Source organism: Streptomyces sp. NPDC041814, from assembly GCF_055590565.1.
In genome coordinates, this window is the sequence record NZ_JBVJAM010000014.1 from 11378 (window position 1) to 32257 (window position 20880).

Below are 20880 nucleotides of genomic sequence, written 5' to 3' on the forward strand. Positions count from 1 at the left end.
CCCTGGGCTCGCCCCCCCGCCCCCCGCCCGTTCCCCGCTCGCCGGGGGGGCGCGCCGCTGGGCCCCACCGGCACCTGCGGGCCTGGGCGCGCCCGGGCCCCCCCCCCCCCCGGCCCCCCCACGGTCCGTGCGAGCGCCTACCGGCCCTCGTCGGGCGGGCGGCGGTCACCGAGCTGGTCGTTCATCTTCTGCTGAGCCGAGTCGACCTGGCCGCCGTACTTGCCGCCGGTCTTCTTGTCGACGTAGTCGCCGCCCTTCTCGACTCCCTGGCGGGCCTGGTCCGGATGCCCCTTGATCATGTCCTTGATCTTGTCGAGCATGCCCATGACTGACCTCCTAGAGACGCTGACCGTTCCAGCATCCACGCCCCGCCGTAGCCCCGCATTCCGGGACGGCCGGTCCTCCCGCCGCACACGCCGAAGGGGTGGGAAGAAGCGCTTCCGCTTCTTCCCACCCCTGCTCACGGCCGTGCCCCGAGCGCGGGGCCGGTGCCGGTCAGTACGCGCCGAAGACGTTGTCCATGGAGCCGTAAGTGGCGGCGGCGTAGTTGCACGCGGCCGTGATGTTGGCGACCGGGTCGTAGATGTCCAGCGACGTACCGGGCACGTGGTAGGCGTCGAAGGTCGGCTGGATCACCTGGAGCAGACCCTTGGAGGGCGTGCCGTTGACGGCGTTGATGTCCCAGTTGTTGATCGCCATCGGGTTGCCCGAGGACTCGCGCATGATGTTGCGGTAGATGCCGTCGTAGCTGCCGGGGATGCCCTGCTGCGCCATGATCGCCAGGGATTCCTTGATCCAGCCGTCGAGGTCGTCGGTGTACGTGACGGCCGCCTGGGTCTCGGCGGGCTTCTCGGCGGCGACCGGGACGACGGTGCGCTCGGAGCGGTCCGCGCGGTCGGCGCTCTCGGTCCGGGGGGCGGTGTCGCCGTTCTTGCCGGCGGTCTCCGCGTTGAAGGCGCTCTTCTCGGCGGCCTTCGGGGCGGCGGCCTCGGACTTGGCGCCGATGGTGAGCTTCAGGCCCGGGTGAATGAGGTCGGGATTGCTCCCGACGGCACCGCGGTTGTCCTTGTACAGCCGCTCCCAGCCGCCGCTGAGGGAATGTCCCTGGGCGATCTTGTAAAGCGAATCGCCGGACACCACGGAATAGGTGGTGGGCGCGGCCTTGCGCACGGCAATTTCCTTGCCGGCGACGGAAGTCGGGGCCGCGGCCTTTTCGGCGGCGACGGTCTTGGCGGGGGCGGCGGAGGCCGATCCGGCCGCGATCAGGGGGAGCGCGAGAACGGCTCCGCCCGCGCTGACGGCGATGAAACCGCGGGTCAGGGACGCGGACTTGGCACGACGGTGCTTACCCGGGAAGGGCATGGCGTATTTCCTCTCCGTCGCCTGCGAGGTGAGCTGTCGGGTTCGGACTGGAGATGTCCGGTCGCGCATGGCGACTTCACCCCTAGCCGCTCCGGATTCCGGACCGGCGGCATACCTGGGTCCCCCGCTCCTGCCGTACGTGAGTGGTCGGGTTCCCGGACGGCGGCAGGATTCGGCGTTCCATCCGGATTGATGACGGGACCGTAAGCGAGAAACGACGGCCGGAACAAGCCCGGAATTGCTGATCACAATTGTTTTGCAAGATCAATCAAAGGAAATGCTCATGATCGCCCGCACCGGAGGAAGTCAAATTTCTTGGCACGACTGGGAACCGGGAGATCGGATTGCGCGTCAGAAACGGCCGACGTGACGCTGCCCACTGAGGCCGAAATGAAGCGATTCGCCCCTTTTGGGCATGTCTGGCACCCGCAAACTCACCCCAATCGCCCGCAATTGACTTTCACCTCATACATGAACAAAAGGGACATCAAGCAGCCCGCGATCAGGCGGGATCACGGGTTCCGGCCCCCTGGCCCACGTGATCACTCTATGGTTAGGCTTACCTAAGTGACATTGCCCCCGTTCGCACCGTCATAAGGGAGACCCCTGAACCATGGCGCCGCATTCCGCCTCCTCTTCCCGTCCTCCTGTCGCCCCCGCCGAAGAGGAGCTCAGCGGCCGGCTGGCCCTCGTGACGGGAGCCGGACGCGGCATAGGCGAAGCGGTCGTGCGGGCCCTCGTCGCGCGCGGCTGCCGGGTCCTGGCGACCGACGCGGCCCCGGAAGGCATCGACACGCTCGCCCGGGAGTACGACGGGAGCGTCGTGGCCCGGGCGCTGGACGTCACGGACGCCGCGGCCGTCGAGGCCCTGGTCGCCGAGGCGGAGGCGGCATTCGGCGCCCTCGACATCGCGGTCAACGTCGCCGGGATACTGCGCTGTTCACCCGTCACCGAGCTCACCGACGAGGACTGGCGGGCGACGTTCGCCGTCAACACCGACGGGGTCTTCCACGTATCGCGGTCCGTCGCGCGCCGGATGGCGGACCGGGGCGCCGGCAGCATCGTCACCGTCGCGTCCAACGCCGCCGGCATTCCCCGTACGACCATGGCGGCGTACGCCGCCTCCAAGGCCGCATCCGTCATGTTCACCAAGTGCCTCGGCCTGGAACTGGCCCCCCGGGGCGTCCGCTGCAACACCGTCTCGCCCGGCTCCACGCTCACCGACATGCAGCGCGGGATGTGGCCGGCCGGTGAGGCGGGCGACGATCACGGACCCGCCGCCCAGCGCGTCGTGGCCGGAGACCTGGCGAGCTACCGCACGGGCATCCCGCTGGGCAGGATCGCCGAGCCGTCCGACATCGCCGAGGCGGTCGCCTTCCTCGTGTCCGACCGGGCCCGCCACATCACCCTGCACGACCTGTACGTCGACGGCGGCGCCACCCTGCGCGCCTGACCCGTCCGCCCGGCACCCCCGAAACGGCCCTCCCCTGGAGACCTGGAACGATGACTGCCTCACCGTACGACGACGCCCCGACCTGGCCCGCGGAGTTCGCCGCCCGCTACCGCGCCGCCGGGCACTGGCGCGGCGAGACCTTCACGAGCATGCTGCGCGAACGGGCCGGGGCCCACGGCGACCGGGTCGCGCTCATCGACCCCGCGCCGGAGCGCCGCGCCTGGACGTACCGGGAGCTGGACGAGCGCGCGGCCCGGCTGGCGGCCGGCTTCCGGGCGCGCGGAATAGCCAAGGGCGACCGGGTCGTCGTCCAGCTGCCCAACATCGCCGAGTTCGCCGAGGTCGTCTTCGCCCTCTTCCGGATCGGCGCACTCCCCGTCTACGCGCTGCCCGCCCACCGCGAGACGGAGATCGGCTACTTCTGCTCCTTCGCCGAGGCCGTCGCCTACGTCATCCCGGACCGGCACGCCGGCTTCGACCACCGCGCGCTGGCCACGGCCGTACGGAAGCAGGCGCCCACCCTCAGGCACGTGTTCGTCGTCGGCGACCCGGGCGAGCACACCGCCCTGTCCGACGTGCCACGCGACGCGGCCGGGGAGCCGGAGGACGGGCCCGAGCCGCACGACCTGGCCTTCCTCCAACTGTCCGGCGGCACCACGGGGGTGCCCAAGCTCATCCCCCGTACGCACGACGACTACATCTACTCGCTGCGCGGATCCAACGAGATCTGCGGCGTGGACGCGGACACCCGCTTCCTCGTGGTCCTGCCCGCCGCGCACAACTTCCCGATGAGCTCGCCCGGCTGGCTCGGCACGCTGTACGCGGGCGGCACCGTCGTCCTGTGCCCCCGCCCCGACCCGGCCACGGCGTTCCCGGTCATCGAGCGGGAGCGCGTCACCATGACGGGGATGGTCCCGCCGCTCGCCCTGGTGTGGACGGACGCGGCCGCCTCGGCGGAGCAGGACCTGTCGAGCCTCGGTCTGGTCCTCGTCGGCGGCGCCAAGTACAGCGAGACGGCCGCCCGCCGCCTCGAACCGGCGCTCGGCTGCCGGCTGATGCAGGTCTTCGGCATGGCCGAGGGCCTGGTCAACTACACCCGGCTGGACGACGACCACGAGACCGTGGTCACCACCCAGGGCCGGCCGATCTCGGAGGACGACGAGATCCGCATCGTGGACGACGCCGGACAGGACGTGCCCGACGGGCAGTTCGGGCACCTGCTGACCCGGGGCCCGTACACGATCCGGGGCTACTGGCGCGCGCCCGAGCACAACAGGACCGCGTTCACCGAGGACGGGTTCTACCGCACGGGCGACATCGTGCGCCGCACCCCGAGCGGCCACCTCGTCGTGGAGGGGCGGGCGAAGGACCAGATCAACCGGGGCGGCGAGAAGGTCGCGCCGGAGGAGATCGAGAACATCATCCTCGCCCACCCCTCGGTGCACGACGTGTCGGTGGTAGGTGTGCCCGACCCGTATCTCGGTGAACGCACCCTGGCGTACGTGATCCTGCGCGAGGGCGCCGAACCGCCCGGGGCGCTCGCCGTCAAGCGGCATGTGCGCGCACACGGAATCGCCGCGTACAAGGTGCCCGACCTCGTCGAGTTCGTGGACGCCTTCCCGCACACGGGGATCGGCAAGGTCAGCAAGAAGGGCCTGCGCACCGACGCGGTTCCCGCCACCACGTCAACTCCCCCCGCACAGAACTGAGTCCGCCTCGCCGCGGCACCGAAAGGCTGCCCTCATGGCTCTTCCCGCCATCGCCCCGTATCCCCTGCCGGGCCCCGACGAGCTCCCGGCGAACCGGGTCGGCTGGACCGTCGACCCGGCGCGCGCCGTGCTGCTCGTCCACGACCTCCAGAACCACTTCCTGCGCGCGTACCGCCCCGGCGAGGAGCCGCTGACCGGCATGCTCGCGAACACCGCCCGCGTGATCGGGGCCGCCCGCCGGGCCGGGATCCCGGTGGTGCACTCGGCGCAGCGCGGCGGCCAGAGCGCCGAGGAGCGCGGTCTCCAGCTGGACTTCTGGGGGCCGGGGGTGGCGGACGACCCGGAGGCCCTCGCCTCGCCGGACGAGGTGGCGCCCGCGCCGGGCGACACGGTGCTCACCAAGTGGAAATACAGCGCGTTCGTCCGCACCGAGCTGGAATCCCTCGTCCGCGACGACGGCCGCGACCAGCTGGTGATCACCGGTGTGTACGCGCACATCGGTGTGCTGATGAGCGCGGCCGACGCGTGGATGCGCGACATCCAGGCGTTCGTGGTGGCGGACGCGGTGGCGGACTTCTCGCGCGAGGACCACGACATGGCACTGCGCTGGGCGGCCGGCCGCTGCGCGGTCGTGACGACGACGGAGGCGCTGCTGAAGGAGCTGTGACGGCCCCGGGCGAAGTGAAAATCCCCGGTCCGCAATTGCGGACCGGGGATTTTCACGAGTATATTGAGTGATTCTGTGCGCCCACAGAAAAGGCCCCTCACCGGGGGCCAACAAGAATCACCATATCCGTCAGGGAGCTGTTTTGTCAACTCGGGAAAGCGCCGAATTGCAGAAGGAACAGGAATACATCGACCGGCTCCACCACCGTGTCGACGTGCTGCGCGGTGACGCCGCCGAGCAGGTACAGGACGCCCTGACGCCGGTCGGCACCGGCCAGCAGGCCCGGCTCGAACGCGATGTCCTGGTCGCCGAGCGCTCCGGTCTGCTCGCCGCGCTGAATGCGGTGGACGGTTCACTCTGTTTCGGCCGGATCGATCTCACGGACGGCGTCGCGCACCATATCGGCCGTATCGGAATCCGCGAGGACGACTCCGAACACACGCCTCTGCTGATCGACTGGCGTGCCCCGGTCGCCCGCCCCTTCTATCTCGCCACGAATCACACCCCGATGGGGCTGCGCAGGCGCCGCCATGTGACGACCGAGGGCCGCACGGTCACCGAGCTGCACGACGAGATCCTGGATGTCGGGGACCGGGAGCGCACCGGTTTCGAGGACCCGAGCGGCGACACGGTCCTGCTCGCCGCGGTGAACTCGGCGCGGACCGGACGCATGGCGGACATCGTGCGGACCATCCAGGCGGAGCAGGACCGCATCATCCGCGCGCCGCACCGGGGCGTCCTGGTGGTCGAGGGCGGGCCCGGCACCGGCAAGACGGCCGTCGCCCTGCACCGTGCGGCGTTCCTGCTGTACGAGCAGCGGGAGCTGCTGGCCAAGCGCGCGGTCCTCATCGTGGGCCCGAACCCGGCCTTCCTCGGTTACATCGGCGAGGTGCTGCCCTCGCTGGGCGAGACCGGCGTCCTCCTCGCCACCCAGGCCGAGCTGTTCCCCGGCGTCCGCGCCCGGGGCACCGACACGCCCCGGGCCGCGGCCGTGAAGGGCGGCGCCCCCATGGCCGAGGCGCTGGCGCTGGCGGTGCGGGACCGGCAGCTGCTGCCCGAGCCCGGCGCCCCGCTGATCATCCCGCACGACGACGGCGACCTGGTCCTGGACTGGGAGATCGCCTACGAGGCCCGGCAGGCGGCCCGGGACACCCGGCTGCCGCACAACCTGGCCCGGCCGCACTTCGCGTTCCGGATCATCGACGCGCTGACCGCCCAGCTCACCGAGCGCATCGGCGCCGACCCGTACGGCGGGCCGAACTTCCTGGGCCCGGACGACATCGCCCAGCTCGGCAAGGCGGTCGCGGTCAGCCAGGAGGTGCACGCCGCGATCGAGGGACTGTGGCCCGCGCTCACCCCGGAGGACTTCCTCGCCGACTACCTGGCGGAGCCGGTCCACCTGCCGGACGCGGACGCCGAGGCCATCCGGCGGGCGCCGGGCGAGGACGCGTGGACCCCGGCCGACGTGCCGCTGCTGGACGAGGCCGCGGAACTGCTCGGGGTGGACGACAGTGCCGCGCGGGCCGCCGCCGAGGCGGAGCGCCAGGAGCGGATCGCGTACGCCCAGGGCGTCCTGGAGCTGTCCAGGGGCTCGGAGTCCTTCGAGTTCGAGGACGAGGAGTCGGAGCTGCTGGCCGCGCACGACATCATCGACGCCGAGCGGATGGCGGAGCGCCAGGAGGAGGCCGACCACCGCAGCGCGGCCGAGCGGGCGGCCGCCGACCGGACGTGGGCGTTCGGGCACATCATCGTGGACGAGGCGCAGGAGCTGTCGCCGATGGCGTGGCGGCTGCTGATGCGGAGGTCCCCGACCCGGTCGATGACGCTGGTGGGCGACCCGGCACAGACCTCGGAGGAGGCCGGGGTCGGCTCGTGGCGGGAGATCCTGGAGCCGTACGTCGGCGACCGGTACGAGCATGTCCGGCTCGGGGTCAACTACCGCACGCCCGCCGAGGTGATGGAGGTCGCGGCGAAGGTGCTGCGGGCCGAGGACCCGTCGTTCGAGCCGCCTGGCTCGGTGCGCTCCACGGGCGAGGTGCCGTGGGTGCGGGACTCCGGGGCGGATCTGGCGGGCGCGGTGGCGCGGGCGGTCGAGGAGCTGACCCCCGCCGAAGGCCGCCTCGCGGTGATCGCGCCGCGCGAGCTGCACGAGGAGATCGCGGCGCCGCTGGACGGGGTCGTGCCCGGCGGCGAGCCCGATCTGACCCGCACAGTGGTGCTGCTGGGGCCCCGTCAGGCCAAGGGACTCGAATTCGACCACGTCCTGGTGGTGGAGCCCGGCCGGTTCGGGACGAGTGACCTGTACGTGGCGCTGACCCGGGCGACGCAGCGGCTGGGCATCCTGCACCGGGAGGCGCTTCCGGCGGCCCTGCGCTGACGGACTCCGGACAACCGGAGTCACGGGCCGGGCTGTTGTGCGTGGACAGCCCGGCCGGACGGGCGGATTCCGGGGAGCCTTGACACCCAGGACCGGCAGGAGGAGCATCCTCACGTCGTTGACAACGTTGTCGGGGGCACGTCGTTCCTCCCCGGTCACGGCGCCGGGCCCCGCCGCGTTGACCGTCCGTCACATCAGAAGGGCAGGAACGGTGCCACACACGCACAAACGTCGTACGCACACCGCGATCCGGGCCGTGGGCTCCGTCACGGCCGCCGCCATGGCCGTGGCGGGGCTCGCGGCCGCCGCCGCCCCCGCTTCGGCCGCACCGGGCCGGGACACCGTCAGGAACCCGGTGTCGTACGTCGATCCCCTCATCGGCACGTCGAACGCGGGCAACACCTATCCGGGTGCCGTGCAGCCGTTCGGCATGCTGGCGTGGAGCCCGCAGAACTCAAGGGGCAAGCAGGTCTCGACGCCCGCCCCCGGCGGCTACCAGTACGACGCGAAGAAGATCCGCGGCTTCAGCCTCACCCACCTCAACGGGGTGGGCTGCTCGGGCGCGAACGGCGACATCCCGATCATGCCGTACGTGGGTGACGTGGACTCCTCCCCCAGCTCGGACACCACCGACGCGAAGTACGCCAGCGACTTCTCGCACGACGACGAGACGGCCACCCCGGGCTACTACAAGGTCGGCCTGGCCGGAGGTGCTTCGGCCGCGCTGACCACGACCGCCAGGACGGGGTCCGGGGAGTTCGGCTTCCCGGCGGACAAACCGGCCAGCCTGCTCTTCCGTACCTCCAACTCGGAGACGGGCAGCACCGACGCCACCGTGCGCATCGACAAGGCCGCGCGGACGGTGACCGGGTCGGTCACGGCGGGCAACTTCTGCGGACCGCAGAGCGCGAACAACCGCAAGGACCTCTACACGCTGTACTTCACCGCCCACTTCGACAAGCCCTTCGCGAAGGTCGGCACCTGGAAGGACGGCACCCTCACCCCCGGCTCCACCTCCGCCTCCGGCGGAACGGGCTACAGCTCGTCCGGCAACGCGGTCGAGGGCAAGGGCTCCGGCGGGTACGTCACCTTCGCGGACGGCACCACCGAGGCGCGCGCCAAGGTGGCCGTCTCGTACGTCAGCGCCGCGAACGCCGAGGCCAACCTCCGCAAGGAGAACGGACCCGGCAAGAGCTTCGACGCGGTGAAGCGGCAGGCGGCCGCGAACTGGAACAAGGCGCTGAAGGCGATCGAGATCGGCGGCGGCTCGGACACCCGGCGCACCGCGTTCTACACCGCGCTCTACCACTCCATGCTGGAGCCGACCCTCACCAGCGACGTGGACGGCCGCTACCTCGGCGCCGACCGGAAGCCGCACCGGCTGTCCAAGGGGCAGAAGGCGCAGTACGGCACCTTCTCCGGCTGGGACCAGTACCGGGCCCAGGTGCAGCTGATGGCGCTGATCAACCCGAAGGCGGGCAGCGACTACGCGCAGTCCCTCTTCAACTACGCGAACCAGCGCGACGGCGAGTGGGACCGCTGGCTGCTGGAGAACGGCAAGACGAGCGTGATGTCGGGCGACCCGTCCGACGCGGCGCTCGCCGGGATCTACGCGTTCGGCGGCCGTGACTTCGACGTCAGGGGCGCGCTGGAGTCGCTGGTGAAGGCGGCGACCGTGCCGACCGCCAACGACTCCGACAGCTCCGGCTGCAACGTCGAGTGCGTGGGCCAGCGCCCCGCGCTCGACAAGTACCTGGAGCTCGGCTACGTACCGGCGGACAACTGCCACTGCTGGGGCGGGGCGGCCGAGACGCTGGAGGACGCGGCGGCCGACTACGGTCTGTCGGAGCTGTCCCGGCGGCTGGGCAACAAGGGCGACGCCAAGAAGTTCCTGGACCGGTCGGGCAACTGGACGAACGTCTTCGACGCCAACGCCACCGAGGACGGCGGGTACATACGCGACCGGAAGTCCGACGGCAGCTGGGCGGGCACCTTCACGCCCGGCACCGGCGCCGGGTTCGTGGAGGGCACCAGCGCCCGTTACACCTGGATGGTGTACTCGGACGTGGCCGGTCTCGCCGGTGCGATGGGCGGCAACGAGCGCGCGACGGAGCGGCTGGACGCGTTCTTCCGCACGCCCGACGGGAAGTTCGACTTCTCGGCGAAGGACGCCACGCGCTACGACCCGACGAACGAGCCCGACATCAACGCGCCGTACCTGTACAACTACTTCGGCGCCCCGTACAAGACGCAGGAGACGGTCCGCGCGGAGCTGGACCAGCTGTGGACCGACGGCCCCGGCGGGATCCCGGGCAACGACGACGCGGGCACCATGTCGTCCTGGTACGTCTTCTCGGCGCTCGGCATGTACCCGCAGAACCCGAGCCGCGCCGATCTGACGCTCACCGCGCCGCTGTTCCCGCACGCGGTGGTGCACACCGGGCACGGCAAGAAGATCACGATCGAGGCTCCGGCCGCGTCGGCGGACCACACGTACATCCACGGGCTGAAGGTCGACGGCCGCACGTCCACGAAGCCGTGGGTCGGTGACTCGCTGGTGGAGCACGGTGGGCGGCTGGACTTCACGCTCGGCACGACGCCCGACACCTCCTGGGGCAGCGCACCGGCCGACGCGCCGCCGTCGTTCCCCGGCGGCGGGCTGAAGTACTTCACCGGCGCGTCCCCGGACCAGCTGAAGGTCGAGCCGGGCGGTGACGGTGCGCAGACCGTGGTCAAGGTGCAGAGCCTGGAGACGAAGGCCACCACCGTGCACTGGGAGGCGGAGGCCCCGGCCGGGGTCACCGTCACACCGTCCGAGGGCGACTTCACGGTCCCGGCGAGCGGCGCGGCACAGGCGAAGCTCACCGTGTCGGCGGGGAAGGACACCGTCGAGGGCTACTACACGGTCCCCGTGACACTGGAGTCCTCGACGGGCACCGAGCTGCCGAAGACGTCGGCGGCGGTGACGGTCGCCGAGAGGAACGGGCTGCTGTGGAACCGCAACAGCACCGGTATCTCGGCGGACGACGAGAATCCGCAGGCCAACTTCGACGGCGAGGGCTGGAGCTACTCGGCCGAGGCACTGGCGGCGGCGGGGGCGAAGCCGGGCGGCACGGTCTCCTCGGGCGGCTTCGACTTCACCTGGCCGAAGGTGGAGGCCGGTGACCCCGACAACATCGAGGTGGTCGGTGCGGGCCCGCAGGTGCTCAACGTCTCCTCCGCCGAGGGCGACACGAAGCTGGCGTTCCTCGGGAGCGCGGCCGAGGGCAAGGCGTCGGGCACGGTGACGCTCACGTACACCGACGGCACCACGCAGCAGGCCGAGATCGGCTTCAGCGACTGGACGCTGGGCGGCGGCTCGCAGCAGCCGTCGTACGGGAACACGGTGGCGGTGCACACCGAGTACCGCGATGTGCAGGGCGGCGGAAAGGACCCGGTGGGCACCGAGGTCTTCACGACCGCGCCCCTCGCGCTCCAGGCCGGTAAGCGGCTCGCGTCCGTGACGCTGCCGCGCACCACGGACGGCGGGATCATCCACGTCTTCGCGGTGGCCACCGCCTGACCGCCCCCGCACAACGGCAAGGGCCGGCCCTCCCGCGCGGGGGGACCGGCCCTTGCGGCGTCGTCAGACGAGGTCGAACCGGTCCAGGTTCATGACCTTGTCCCAGGCGGCGACGAAGTCGCGCACGAACTTCTCCTTGGCGTCGTCGCTCGCGTAGACCTCGGCGACCGCGCGCAGTTCGGAGTTCGAGCCGAAGACCAGGTCGGCGCGGGTGCCGGTCCAGCGGACCTCACCGGTGACGGCGTCGCGGCCCTCGAAGGCGCTCTGGTCGTCGGCCGTCGACTTCCACGTCGTGCCCATGTCGAGCAGGTTGACGAAGAAGTCGTTGGTGAGGGTCTCCGGCGCGTCGGTGAACACGCCGTGCGAGGTCTGCTGGTGGTTGGCACCCAGGACGCGCAGACCGCCGACGAGGACCGTCATCTCGGGGGCGCTCAGGTTGAGCAGGTTCGCCCGGTCGAGCAGCAGGTACTCGGCGGGGAGCCGGTTGCCCTTGCCGAGGTAGTTGCGGAAGCCGTCGGCGACGGGCTCCAGCTCCACGAAGGACTCGACGTCGGTCTGGTCCTGCGAGGCGTCCACGCGGCCCGGGGTGAACGGGACCTCGATGTCCGTACCGGCGTCCTTGGCCGCCTTCTCGACCCCGGCGGCGCCCGCAAGGACGATCAGGTCGGCCAGCGAGACCTGCTTACCGTCCCGCTGCTCCGCGTTGAAGGTCTCCTGGACGGACTGGAGCGTACGCAGGACGCCCGCGAGGCGGTCCGGGTCGTTGACCTCCCAGCCGCTCTGCGGTTCGAGGCGGATGCGCGCGCCGTTGGCGCCGCCGCGCTTGTCGCTGCCCCGGAAGGACGAGGCGGAGGCCCAGGCGGTGGAGACCAGCTCGGAGACGGACAGGCCGGAGGCGAGGACCTTCTCCTTGAGCGCCGCGATGTCGGCGGCGTCGATCAGCTCGTGGGTGCGCTCGGGCAGCGGGTCCTGCCAGATCAGCGTCTCCTGCGGGACCTCGGGGCCGAGGTAGCGGACGACGGGGCCCATGTCGCGGTGGGTCAGCTTGAACCAGGCGCGGGCGAAGGCGTCGGCGAACTCCTGCGGGTTCTCGTGGAAGCGCCGCGAGATCTGCTCGTACGCCGGGTCGAAGCGCAGCGACAGGTCGGTGGTGAGCATCGTCGGGGCGTGGCTCTTCGACGGGTCGTGCGCGTCGGGCACGGTGCCCGCGCCCGCGCCGTCCTTCGGCCGCCACTGGTGGGCGCCCGCGGGGCTCTTGAAGAGCTCCCACTCGTAACCGAAGAGGATGTTGAAGAAGCTGTTGTCCCAGGCGGTGGGGGTGTCCGTCCAGATGCCTTCGAGGCCGCTGGTGATGGTGTCGCCGCCCTTGCCGGTGCCGTACGAGCTCTCCCAGCCGAGGCCCTGGCGCTCCATCGGGGCCGCCTCGGGGTCCGGGCCGACGGCGTCGGCGGGACCGGCTCCGTGTGTCTTGCCGAAGGTGTGGCCGCCGGCGATCAGGGCGACGGTCTCCTCGTCGTTCATCGCCATGCGGCGGAACGTCTCGCGGATGTCGCGGGCCGCGGCGATCGGGTCCGGGTTGCCGTTGGGGCCCTCCGGGTTGACGTAGATGAGGCCCATCTGCACGGCGCCGAGCGGGTTCTCCAGCTCGCGGTCGCCGGTGTAGCGCTCGTCGCCGAGCCAGGTGGTCTCGGGGCCCCAGTACACGTCCTCGTCGGGCTCCCAGGCGTCCACGCGGCCGCCGCCGAAGCCGAAGGTCTTCAAGCCCATGGTCTCCAGGGCGACGTTCCCGGTGAGGACGAGCAGGTCGGCCCAGGAGAGGTTCTTGCCGTACTTCTTCTTGACCGGCCACAGCAGGCGGCGCGCCTTGTCGAGGCTCGCGTTGTCCGGCCAGCTGTTGAGGGGGGCGAAGCGCTGCTGGCCGGCGCCGGCGCCGCCGCGGCCGTCGCTGATGCGGTACGTGCCGGCGCTGTGCCAGGCCATCCGGACCATGAAGGGGCCGTAGTTGCCGAAGTCGGCGGGCCACCAGTCCTGCGAGGTCGTCAGCACCTCGGCGATGTCCCGCTTGACGGCGGGCAGGTCCAGGGCGTTGAAGGCCGCGGCGTAGTCGAAGTCCTCGCCGAGCGGGTTGGCCACGGCGGGGTTCTTGGCGAGAATCCGCACGTTGAGCCGCTCCGGCCACCACTGGCGGTTGCCGCCGCCCTGGGTGGGGTGCGGCGCGCGACCGTGCGCGACGGGGCAGCCGCCGGCCTCCTCCGACTTGGGGTCGGTGACGATCGCGTCGTGGTTCTCAGTCATGGAATTCCTTCCGGACGGGGCGGATCTCGGTGCTCTGAGAATGCGAGGGGGGCTGGCCTGACCGGTCTCGCCCGGAGGGAGTCCTGCCCTGGCTTCGGCCGGAACCGATCCTACGATGGACCTTGTCCAAGTCAATACGAACACGCGATGGAATGGATCAACGGCATCCGCGGCGCCGAACGCGCGTTCCCGAAGGACGGACCCGCCGTCCGGCTAGCCCTCGCCCCGCCGGTGCACGCTGACCGCGTAGCCGCCGCCGTCGTACGGGTCGGCGTCCCAGGTGGCGAAGCGGTCGACGGGGGTGAGCCCGGCGGCGGCGCAGTGGGCGTCGTACTCGGCGAGCGTGAGGCCGGGCGGTACGGGGAGGTGGGCCGCGTCCAGGCCGAACCCGGCGACCAGCAGACCGCCCGGGCGCAGCGCTCCGGCCAGGCGGGCGACCACGGTGGCTTCGGTGCCGGGGGCGAGCAGCGCCATCACGTTGCCCGCGGCGACGACGAGGTCGAACCCCGGTTCGATGGGGAGCGCGTGCGGGTCGAACGCGGCCAGGTCGGCGCGGAACCAGGGCAGCCCGGGCGCCTGCTCGCGCGCGACGGCCAGCATCGAGGCGTCGACGTCCACCCCGGTGCAGTCGTACCCGAGCTCCGCGAGCCGGATCGCGACCCGGCCGGTGCCGCAACCTGCGTCCAGGACCCGCGCCCCGGCGGGTACCAGGGCGGCGCAGAACCGCGCCTCGCCGTGCATGTCCTTGCCGCTCCGGGCCAGGGCCGCGAAGCGCGCGGCGTAGTCCTCGCCCGAGGTGTCTCCGGTCAGTTCGGTCCAGCGGTTCATGCGGGCCACTGTAGACGGGGCCCTGGTCAGCCCGACTTCGGCGGGCGGTGGGCGTCGAAGGCGAAAACGGTGTTCCGGGCGGCCGCCACGATCACCGCGCGTCCGGCGACGGTCACGCGGGGGCTCGCCCCCTCCTCGCCGGTCAGGCCGTCCGCCCTCGGGTCCGTCGCCCACAGCACCGTGCCGTCGGACGGGGCGAGGGCGACCACGCGGCCGGTCGCGGAGCTGAAGAGCAGGGCGCCGTCCCCCGCCGCGGGGCCCGACGCGCCCTCCACGCTGGTCTGCCGGGACCACTTCTTCCGGCCGGTGGCGGGGTCGAACGCGGTGACGCGGCCGGTCCGCCCGCTCACGTACACGGTGCCGTCCGCCATGCCGGGCGTGCCCTCGTACGTGGTGTCCAGCGGCTTGTCCGTGGCCTTCCCGGAGGCCGGGTCGACCCGCATCACCGCGTCGTAGCCGTTGAGCGCCGGGCCGTCGGTGTGCTCACGGAGCAGGACGAGCCGGCCGCCGTCGGCGCCCACGGGAACGCCGGGCCCGTCCAGCGCGATGGCCCGGCCCCAGCTCCCCGTGGCCCGGTCGAGCGTGTGGACGACCGGGCGGCGTGCCGTCAGGGCCTGGACCTCCGCGTCCGTCACGCACATGGCGAGCAGTGCGTCGTCCGCCAGGACGGGGGCGCACCGGGAACCTCCGGGAAAGGGCGCCGTCCAGACCAGCTCGCCGCTGTGCGCGTCCCGGGCCTCGAAGGCGTCGTCCGACGCGTTGACGGTGATCACGGTGGAGCCGGTCACGACGGCGTCCTGGGTCCGGCCCGTGACGGCCGTCGACTGGGCGCCGGAGACCGTGGACCACAGCTCCTTGCCGCTGTCGGCGTCGACGGCCACCACCTCGTCGCCCCGTGCCCGGGGGTCGTCCTGGGCGGCGAACCGGTAACCGATCACGGTGTCGCCGGTGGCGCCCACCATGTGCATGCCCTGAACGGGGACGCCCGGGCTCTTCACCGTCCAGGCGCGCGAGCCGTCCCGCACGTCGATCCGGGTGGCGACGACGCCGCCTCCTCCGCAGAACGCCGCCTCGCCGCGCGCGACGCACCGCAGCTCGTCGGGGATGTCCTCCTGCCCGCCGGGCACGGTGACGCGCCAGGGCGTGAAGCCGTCGGGCAGGGTGCCCGCGGGCGCGGCGACCGTGCGGGCCTTGCCCTCGTCCGGCTCCGCTCCGAAGCCGCCCGTCCGGAGGGCGGCCACTCCGCCGCCGATCGCGGCCACGGCGAGCGCCGCGGCGAGCACGGGGCGCCAGCGGCCGCGCAGCCGGCGTCCGCCGAGGGGGCCGGTCCGCTCCGAGGCGGGGGCGCTCGGCGCCGGGGTGTCGCGCGTGGCGAGGTGGTGCTGGGTGGCCACGTCCCGGGTGCGGCCGGGGGCGCGCCCGGCAGCCGCCGCGCCGCCGAGGTCGGCGGGCAGGTCCCGTAGCAGCTCCAGGAGCTCGTCGGCCGATGGCCGTCCTTCCGGCTCCTTGACCAGGCACGGTTCCACGACGGTGCGCAGCGGCCCCGGCACGGCGTCCAGCGAGGGTTCCTCGTGCACCACCTGATAGGCCGTGAGGTACGGGCTGTCCGCGTCGAAGGGGCCGTGGCCCGTGGCCGCGTACACCAGGAGGGTCGCCAGCGAGAAGACGTCGGAGCGCGGTCCGACGCCGCGCGGTGCCTGGAGCTGTTCCGGCGACATGAAGGGCGGGGTGCCGATGACGCGTCCGGTCATCGTCAGGGTCTGCTGGTCCGCGGCGCGCGAGATGCCGAAGTCGATGACGCGCGGCCCCTCGGGGGACAGCACGACGTTCGACGGCTTCAGGTCGCGGTGGACGACCCCGACGCGGTGGATGTCGCGCAGCGCCTCGGCGAGTCCGATGGCCAGGTTGCGCAGTCCGGCCCCGGTCAGCGGGCCCTCGGCGGCGATGCGCTCGGCGAGGGTGGGGCCCTCGATGTAGGTGGTGGCCATCCAGGGCTGTTCGGCCTCGGGCGCGGCGTCCACCACGGCGGCGGTGAAGGCGCCGCTGACCCGGCGTGCCGCCGCGACCTCCTGCCGGAAGCGGATGCGGAATTCGCTGTCGCCGGCGAACTGCTGGTGGATCAGCTTGATGGCGACGGGCCGGCCGGAGCTCGTACGGGCCAGGAAGACCGTGCCCATGCCCCCTGAACCGAGCCGCGCCTCCAGCGGATAACCGCCGATCTCGGCTGGATCGCCTGCGCGCAGCGACACTCTTCCCGACCTCTCGTCCCCGTGCACCTCTGCCGTCACGGACCACCCGTCTGTGCTGGACACAAACTAGCCTCAGGACGGTGGGGCCCGGAAACGCGGGTGAACAGGTGCGGGCAGGTACGCGGCACGGGCTGCCCCGGCCGGTACCGGGGCAGCCGTCGAGGCCGGCGGGTCAGCGGGTCAGCAGGGGCCCAGGTCCTGCCAGACACCCCATTCGCCGGTGGAGCCGGGCGTCTCGTTCTGGGTCCACCACTTGGCCTTCCAGGTGTGTCCCCCGTACGAGACCGTGGCGCCGCCGGTGTAGACGGCGCTGCCGCTCCACGCGGCCGCGGTGCAGCTGCCGGTGGGGGGCGGCGTGGTCGGCGGTGTGGTGGTGGGCGGGGTGGCGCCCGCGAACCTCACCGAGTACTTCGCGAAGTCCCAGTCGGCCTGCGCCACGCTGCTGCACGTGCCGGAGGTCTTGCCGTTGTTGTCGGGCGGGGTGCACTGGCGGTCGCGGTTGAGGGACCAGAAGGTGAAGCGGTCCATGTGGTGGCTGGTGGCGAAGTCCAGGACGGTCTGGAAGTCGGCCTGGGTGAAGTACTCGCCGGTGTCGCTGCGGCCGTTCATGCCGGAGAAGCCCTCGTGGGCGTAGGCGGTGGCCTCGTCCCAGCCGAAGGTGGTGCGCAGGATCGAGTTGAAGTTGGCCAGGGCGCCGGTCTGGGCGGCGGCGCCGTTGAAGCCGCCGTCGAACGGCATGATGGAGAAGTTGTTCGGCGTGAAGCCCTGCGCCTTCGCCTCGTTGAGCATCTGCTTCCCGAACCAGCCGGTGCCGTCGGCGGTGGCCGCCGTGGTGACCGAGACATAGAGGCCCGGGTTGTTCTGCTGGAGGATCTTGGCCGCGCCGATCTCGCGGGCGATGGCGGCCGTGTTCTCGTACTCCGGCTCCTCCAGGTCGAAGTCGATGGCCTTCAGCTGGTACTTGGTGATGACCTGCTGGTACGCGGCTGCGGTGGAGGCCGCGTCGGAACAGGTCTGGCCGAGCTTCGTTCCCCCGTAGCCGCCGATGGACACCGACACGTCGCCGCCCTTGGCGCGGATCGCGCTGATGACGGAGGCGACCGCGGTGTCCGAGGAGACCGGCGACGTACCGTCCCAGGTGGGGCTGCAGCCGCCGCCGTTGGGCGCCAGGATGAAGGCCAGCTGGAACGCCTTGAGGCCGGTGGCGTCCATGATGGCGCCCGCGTCCGGCGGGTTGTTGTCGTGCGGCATCAGATAGGGCGCGGCGGCGTACCACCGGTTCGACAGCGCGGTGGCGTCGGCGGACGCACCCGATGCCTGCTGCGCGGCGAAGGCCGCGAGTCCTGCGGTGGCCAGGGCGGCGGTGGCCACGCCGGAGAGCAGAGCGCGAAGACGTCTCATGGAGGCTCCTGTCGGGAGAAGGTGCCGCCAGAATCGAAGGATGACGCATTCACGTCAATGAGTTGGCCTAGACCATTGCGCATTCTTGAAGATCCCACCGGAGCCCCGCGCCACGCGTGACCGATATCGGAACATCCCCCGTCCGCATTACGGGTCTCTCGGCTAGGGTGTCGCGCGTGTCCTTCCCTCTCGCCTTCCGTCATCTCGTGGACGACGCCGCGGTCTTCCCGCCCGGCCTGGCTCCACTGCCGCGTGCCGTGACCGAGCACGCCGGACATCTCGCGTCGGGCCACGCCGAGCTCGTCGGCCCCTTCGTGATCGCCGCCGACCGGCTCGGCGAACTGGCCGGGCACGCCGGGCCGGACCTCTTCCCCGAGGGCCTGCGGGTGAGCGTGGTGACCGGGCCCACCGCGCTCCCGGAGGTCCTGGCCGCCTTCGCGCGGACCGACCGGCTCGTACCGGCGGCCATCGAGTACAGACCGGACCCCGCCCGGCCGCTCGGGCCGCAGATCGAGGAGCTGGCCGCGCTCGGCTTCCCCGGCACGGTGTACGTGGAGATGCCGCGTCCCGGTACGCCGGACTGGGAGCGAGCCCTCGCGCCGGTGGCACGGCACGGCTTCCGGCTGAAGTTCCGTACCGGCGGGACCGAGGCGGCGGCGTTCCCGGACGAGGACGAGGTGGCGGCGTGGATCCACGGGGCCGTCGCCGCCGGGGCCGCCTTCAAGTGCACGGCCGGGCTGCACCACGCGGTCCGGCACACCGCGGCCGCCACCGGCTTCGAGCACCACGGCTACCTCAACGTGCTCCTGGCGACGGCCCGGGCCCGCGCCGGAGACCCCCTGTCCGGTGTCCGCACGGCCCTCGCCGAGCGCGACCCGGAGGCGCTGGCCCGTGCGGTGACCGCGCTCCCGGCCGCCGAGACCGCCGCGGCACGGGAGGCCTTCGTCTCGTACGGGTCGTGCAGCGTGCTCGAACCGCTGGACGACCTCACCGCCCTGGGCCTGCTCGGCCCCGCCACCGATACCGATTCCGAAGGACTTCACACATGAGCACCCACCCCGTCACCTGGGTCGAGGCCGCGGACGGCAGCGCGTACGACGTCGACAACCTCCCGTACGCCGTCTTCTCGGCCGCGGACACCGCCCCGCGCGTCGGCGTCCGCATCGGCGACCACGTCCTGGACCTGGGCGCCGCCGCCACCGGGCTGCGCCCCGACTGGGCGCCGCTGCTCGACGCACCCGCGCTCAACCCGCTGATGGCCGCGGGCGCCGCAGTGTGGGCGGAGGTCCGTGCCTGGGCCGTGGAGCTGCTCACCGACACCGCGTACCGCGACCGCGTCCGCCTGGTGCCGCTGGCCGGTGTCACCCTGCACCTGCCGTTCGAGGTCGGGGACTACGTCGACTACTACGCGTCCGTGGACCACGCCACGAACGTCGGGCGGATCTTCCGGCCCGACGGCGACGCCCTGATGCCCAACTGGCGCCACCTGCCGGTCGCGTACCACGGACGCGCGGGCTCCATCGTCGTCTCGGGCACCCCGGTGCACCGCCCCGCCGGACAGCGCAAGGCGCCCACCGACCCGGCGCCCACGTTCGGGCCGTCGCTGCGCCTGGACATCGAGGCCGAGCTCGGCTTCGTCGTCGGGCGTACGGTCCCGCTCGGGCAGCGGGTCCCGACCTCCGAGTTCACCGAGACCGTGTTCGGCGTCACCGGTGTCAACGACTGGTCCTCGCGCGACATCCAGGCATGGGAGTACGTCCCGCTGGGCCCCAACCTCGGCAAGTCCTTCGCCACCAGCATCAGCGCCTGGGTCACCCCGCTCGCCGCGCTGGAGCACGCCCGCACCGAGCTCCCCGGCCAGGAACCCGCCGTGCTGCCCTACCTGCGCGAGGAGGGTCCGTCGGGCTACGACATCGACGTCGAGGTCGAGGTCAACGGCACGGTCGTGGCGCGCCCGCCGTACGCGTCCATGTACTGGTCGCCCGCGCAGATGCTGGCCCACCTCACGGTCAACGGCGCCTCGCTGCGGGTCGGCGACTTCTACGCGTCGGGCACCATCTCCGGCCCCGAGAAGCACCAGCGCGGCTCGTTCCTCGAACTGTCCTGGGGCGGCAAGGAGACCTGGACGGCGGGCGGCGAGGAGCGCACGTTCCTCCAGGACGGCGACGAGGTCGTCCTGCGCTACACGGCACCGGGCGCGCGGGGGCGCATCGGCCTGGGCGAGGTCCGTGGCAGGATCCTCCCCACCATCCGGCCGATCCCCGAAGAGGTGGAATGACACCGCCGAACGACTCCGAGAGCGGCGGCTCGCAGACCCTGGAGCGCGGACTCGCCCTGCTGGTCGAACTGAGCCGCCACCCGGAGGGGCTGTCGACCAGCCAGGTGTCGGCCGCGACGGGGTTCCACCGCTCCATCGCGCACCGGCTGCTTGTCTCGCTCCACCGGACGGGGTTCGCCGCTCGCGACGACAGCGGCCGCTACACCGTGGGCCCGGCCGTGACCGGCCTCCTCGGCGGCACCGGGCCCAGCCTGCGGACCGTCGCCGAGCCCGTGCTGCACCGCCTCGCCCGCCGCCTGGACGCCACCGCGAGCCTGGTGGAGGCCATCGGCACCGCCGCCGTCACCACGGTGGTGGCCGAACCGCCGACTGACGGCCCCCTGTTCTGGTACCGCAAGGGCAGCCGCGACCCTCTGGACCACGGCTCCGGCGGCCTGGCCGCGCTGGCATCCGGTCCCCCGCGCGCCGCCGAACCGCCCCGCGTCCAGGCGATCCGCGAGACCGGCTGCGTCATCACCCACAGCGAGGTCAACATCGGCGCCCACGGCGTCGCGGCCCCGCTGCCGGGCTGGCCGGTCCGGGCCGCGATCAACGTGGTCACCTCCGACCCCGACCTCGCCGAACGAGCCGTCCCCCACGTCCTGGAAGCCGCCGCCGCGATCGGCACGCTGAGCGACCACCTCGGCGAGGGGTGAGCGC

14 protein-coding genes and 1 riboswitch are annotated in these 20880 nt (G+C 72.1%); of the genes, 8 read left to right on the plus strand and 6 right to left on the minus strand.

Features of this window, described 5'->3' with window-relative positions; translation table 11 throughout:
- Positions 1-137 precede the first annotated feature (137 nt).
- Together ACZ6C6_RS29130 and ACZ6C6_RS29135 are read right to left on the minus strand one after the other, a co-directional pair.
- Entirely contained in the window at positions 138-326 is a 189-nt protein-coding gene (locus ACZ6C6_RS29130; RefSeq protein WP_365686591.1) for an antitoxin, read from the minus strand.
- A 169-nt stretch (positions 327-495) separates the two neighbouring features.
- Positions 496-1362, minus strand: a complete 867-nt coding sequence (locus ACZ6C6_RS29135) for a transglycosylase SLT domain-containing protein (RefSeq protein WP_469206929.1) — start codon at positions 1360-1362, stop codon at positions 496-498.
- Positions 1363-1365: 3 nt separating this feature from the next.
- A riboswitch (cyclic di-AMP (ydaO/yuaA leader) is annotated at positions 1366-1550 on the minus strand.
- A 425-nt stretch (positions 1551-1975) separates the two neighbouring features.
- Between ACZ6C6_RS29135 and ACZ6C6_RS29140 the strand changes: the two genes are divergently transcribed.
- The 5 genes from ACZ6C6_RS29140 to ACZ6C6_RS29160 all read left to right on the plus strand — a co-directional run bounded on the left by ACZ6C6_RS29140 (position 1976) and on the right by ACZ6C6_RS29160 (position 11130).
- The gene (locus ACZ6C6_RS29140) at positions 1976-2815 is read left to right on the plus strand and encodes a 2,3-dihydro-2,3-dihydroxybenzoate dehydrogenase (RefSeq protein WP_469206931.1); all 840 of its coding nucleotides are present in this window, start codon (positions 1976-1978) and stop codon (positions 2813-2815) included.
- Positions 2816-2865: 50 nt separating this feature from the next.
- Entirely contained in the window at positions 2866-4524 is a 1659-nt protein-coding gene (locus ACZ6C6_RS29145) for a (2,3-dihydroxybenzoyl)adenylate synthase (RefSeq protein WP_469206933.1), read from the plus strand.
- A gap of 34 nt (positions 4525-4558) precedes the next feature.
- Positions 4559-5191: an isochorismatase family protein gene (locus tag ACZ6C6_RS29150; RefSeq protein ID WP_469206935.1), complete on the plus strand. Its 633-nt coding sequence runs from the start codon at positions 4559-4561 to the stop codon at positions 5189-5191.
- Positions 5192-5357: 166 nt separating this feature from the next.
- Positions 5358-7568, plus strand: coding sequence for a HelD family protein (locus ACZ6C6_RS29155; protein WP_469206937.1), 2211 nt, complete (start codon positions 5358-5360; stop codon positions 7566-7568).
- A 280-nt stretch (positions 7569-7848) separates the two neighbouring features.
- On the plus strand, positions 7849-11130 hold the full coding sequence (locus tag ACZ6C6_RS29160; RefSeq protein ID WP_469207243.1) for a GH92 family glycosyl hydrolase: 3282 nt from the start codon (positions 7849-7851) through the stop codon (positions 11128-11130).
- 63 nt (positions 11131-11193) lie between these two features.
- Here the strand turns inward: ACZ6C6_RS29160 and katG are convergent, their stop codons facing one another.
- From katG to ACZ6C6_RS29180, 4 genes are all read right to left on the minus strand, one after another.
- The gene (katG, locus tag ACZ6C6_RS29165) at positions 11194-13425 is read right to left on the minus strand and encodes a catalase/peroxidase HPI (RefSeq protein WP_469206939.1); all 2232 of its coding nucleotides are present in this window, start codon (positions 13423-13425) and stop codon (positions 11194-11196) included.
- A gap of 213 nt (positions 13426-13638) precedes the next feature.
- Positions 13639-14253 (minus strand): class I SAM-dependent methyltransferase, encoded by a 615-nt coding sequence (locus tag ACZ6C6_RS29170; protein WP_469206941.1) that lies wholly within the window; start codon positions 14251-14253, stop codon positions 13639-13641.
- A gap of 26 nt (positions 14254-14279) precedes the next feature.
- Entirely contained in the window at positions 14280-16502 is a 2223-nt protein-coding gene (locus ACZ6C6_RS29175) for a serine/threonine-protein kinase (protein ID WP_469206943.1), read from the minus strand.
- A gap of 180 nt (positions 16503-16682) precedes the next feature.
- Positions 16683-17903 (minus strand): chitinase, encoded by a 1221-nt coding sequence (locus ACZ6C6_RS29180; protein WP_469206945.1) that lies wholly within the window; start codon positions 17901-17903, stop codon positions 16683-16685.
- A 176-nt stretch (positions 17904-18079) separates the two neighbouring features.
- Between ACZ6C6_RS29180 and ACZ6C6_RS29185 the strand changes: the two genes are divergently transcribed.
- Genes ACZ6C6_RS29185 through ACZ6C6_RS29195 form a run of 3 tightly spaced genes read left to right on the plus strand, consistent with a single transcriptional unit; the run spans position 18080 to position 20876 of the window.
- The gene (locus ACZ6C6_RS29185; protein ID WP_469206947.1) at positions 18080-18952 is read left to right on the plus strand and encodes a hypothetical protein; all 873 of its coding nucleotides are present in this window, start codon (positions 18080-18082) and stop codon (positions 18950-18952) included.
- Complete coding sequence (fahA, locus tag ACZ6C6_RS29190; protein ID WP_469206949.1) at positions 18949-20181, plus strand: fumarylacetoacetase; 1233 nt, start codon at positions 18949-18951, stop codon at positions 20179-20181. The genes ACZ6C6_RS29185 and fahA overlap by 4 nt, the downstream gene beginning before the upstream one ends.
- A complete protein-coding gene (locus tag ACZ6C6_RS29195; RefSeq protein WP_469206951.1) occupies positions 20178-20876 on the plus strand; it encodes an IclR family transcriptional regulator in 699 nt (232 codons plus the stop codon). Before fahA ends, ACZ6C6_RS29195 begins: the two co-directional genes overlap by 4 nt.
- Positions 20877-20880 lie beyond the last annotated feature (4 nt).

Bases quoted from the DNA above. Each gene is read 5' to 3' on its own strand.
- ACZ6C6_RS29130 (WP_365686591.1), bottom strand. From the start codon at position 326: ATGGGCATGCTCGACAAGATCAAGGACATGATCAAGGGGCATCCGGAC.
- ACZ6C6_RS29135 (WP_469206929.1), bottom strand. From the start codon at position 1,362: ATGCCCTTCCCGGGTAAGCACCGTCGTGCCAAGTCCGCGTCCCTGACC.
- ACZ6C6_RS29140 (WP_469206931.1), top strand. From the start codon at position 1,976: ATGGCGCCGCATTCCGCCTCCTCTTCCCGTCCTCCTGTCGCCCCCGCC.
- ACZ6C6_RS29145 (WP_469206933.1), top strand. From the start codon at position 2,866: ATGACTGCCTCACCGTACGACGACGCCCCGACCTGGCCCGCGGAGTTC.
- ACZ6C6_RS29150 (WP_469206935.1), top strand. From the start codon at position 4,559: ATGGCTCTTCCCGCCATCGCCCCGTATCCCCTGCCGGGCCCCGACGAG.
- ACZ6C6_RS29160 (WP_469207243.1), top strand. From the start codon at position 7,849: ATGGCCGTGGCGGGGCTCGCGGCCGCCGCCGCCCCCGCTTCGGCCGCA.
- katG (WP_469206939.1), bottom strand. From the start codon at position 13,425: ATGACTGAGAACCACGACGCGATCGTCACCGACCCCAAGTCGGAGGAG.
- ACZ6C6_RS29170 (WP_469206941.1), bottom strand. From the start codon at position 14,253: ATGAACCGCTGGACCGAACTGACCGGAGACACCTCGGGCGAGGACTAC.
- ACZ6C6_RS29180 (WP_469206945.1), bottom strand. From the start codon at position 17,903: ATGAGACGTCTTCGCGCTCTGCTCTCCGGCGTGGCCACCGCCGCCCTG.
- fahA (WP_469206949.1), top strand. From the start codon at position 18,949: ATGAGCACCCACCCCGTCACCTGGGTCGAGGCCGCGGACGGCAGCGCG.
- ACZ6C6_RS29195 (WP_469206951.1), top strand. From the start codon at position 20,178: ATGACACCGCCGAACGACTCCGAGAGCGGCGGCTCGCAGACCCTGGAG.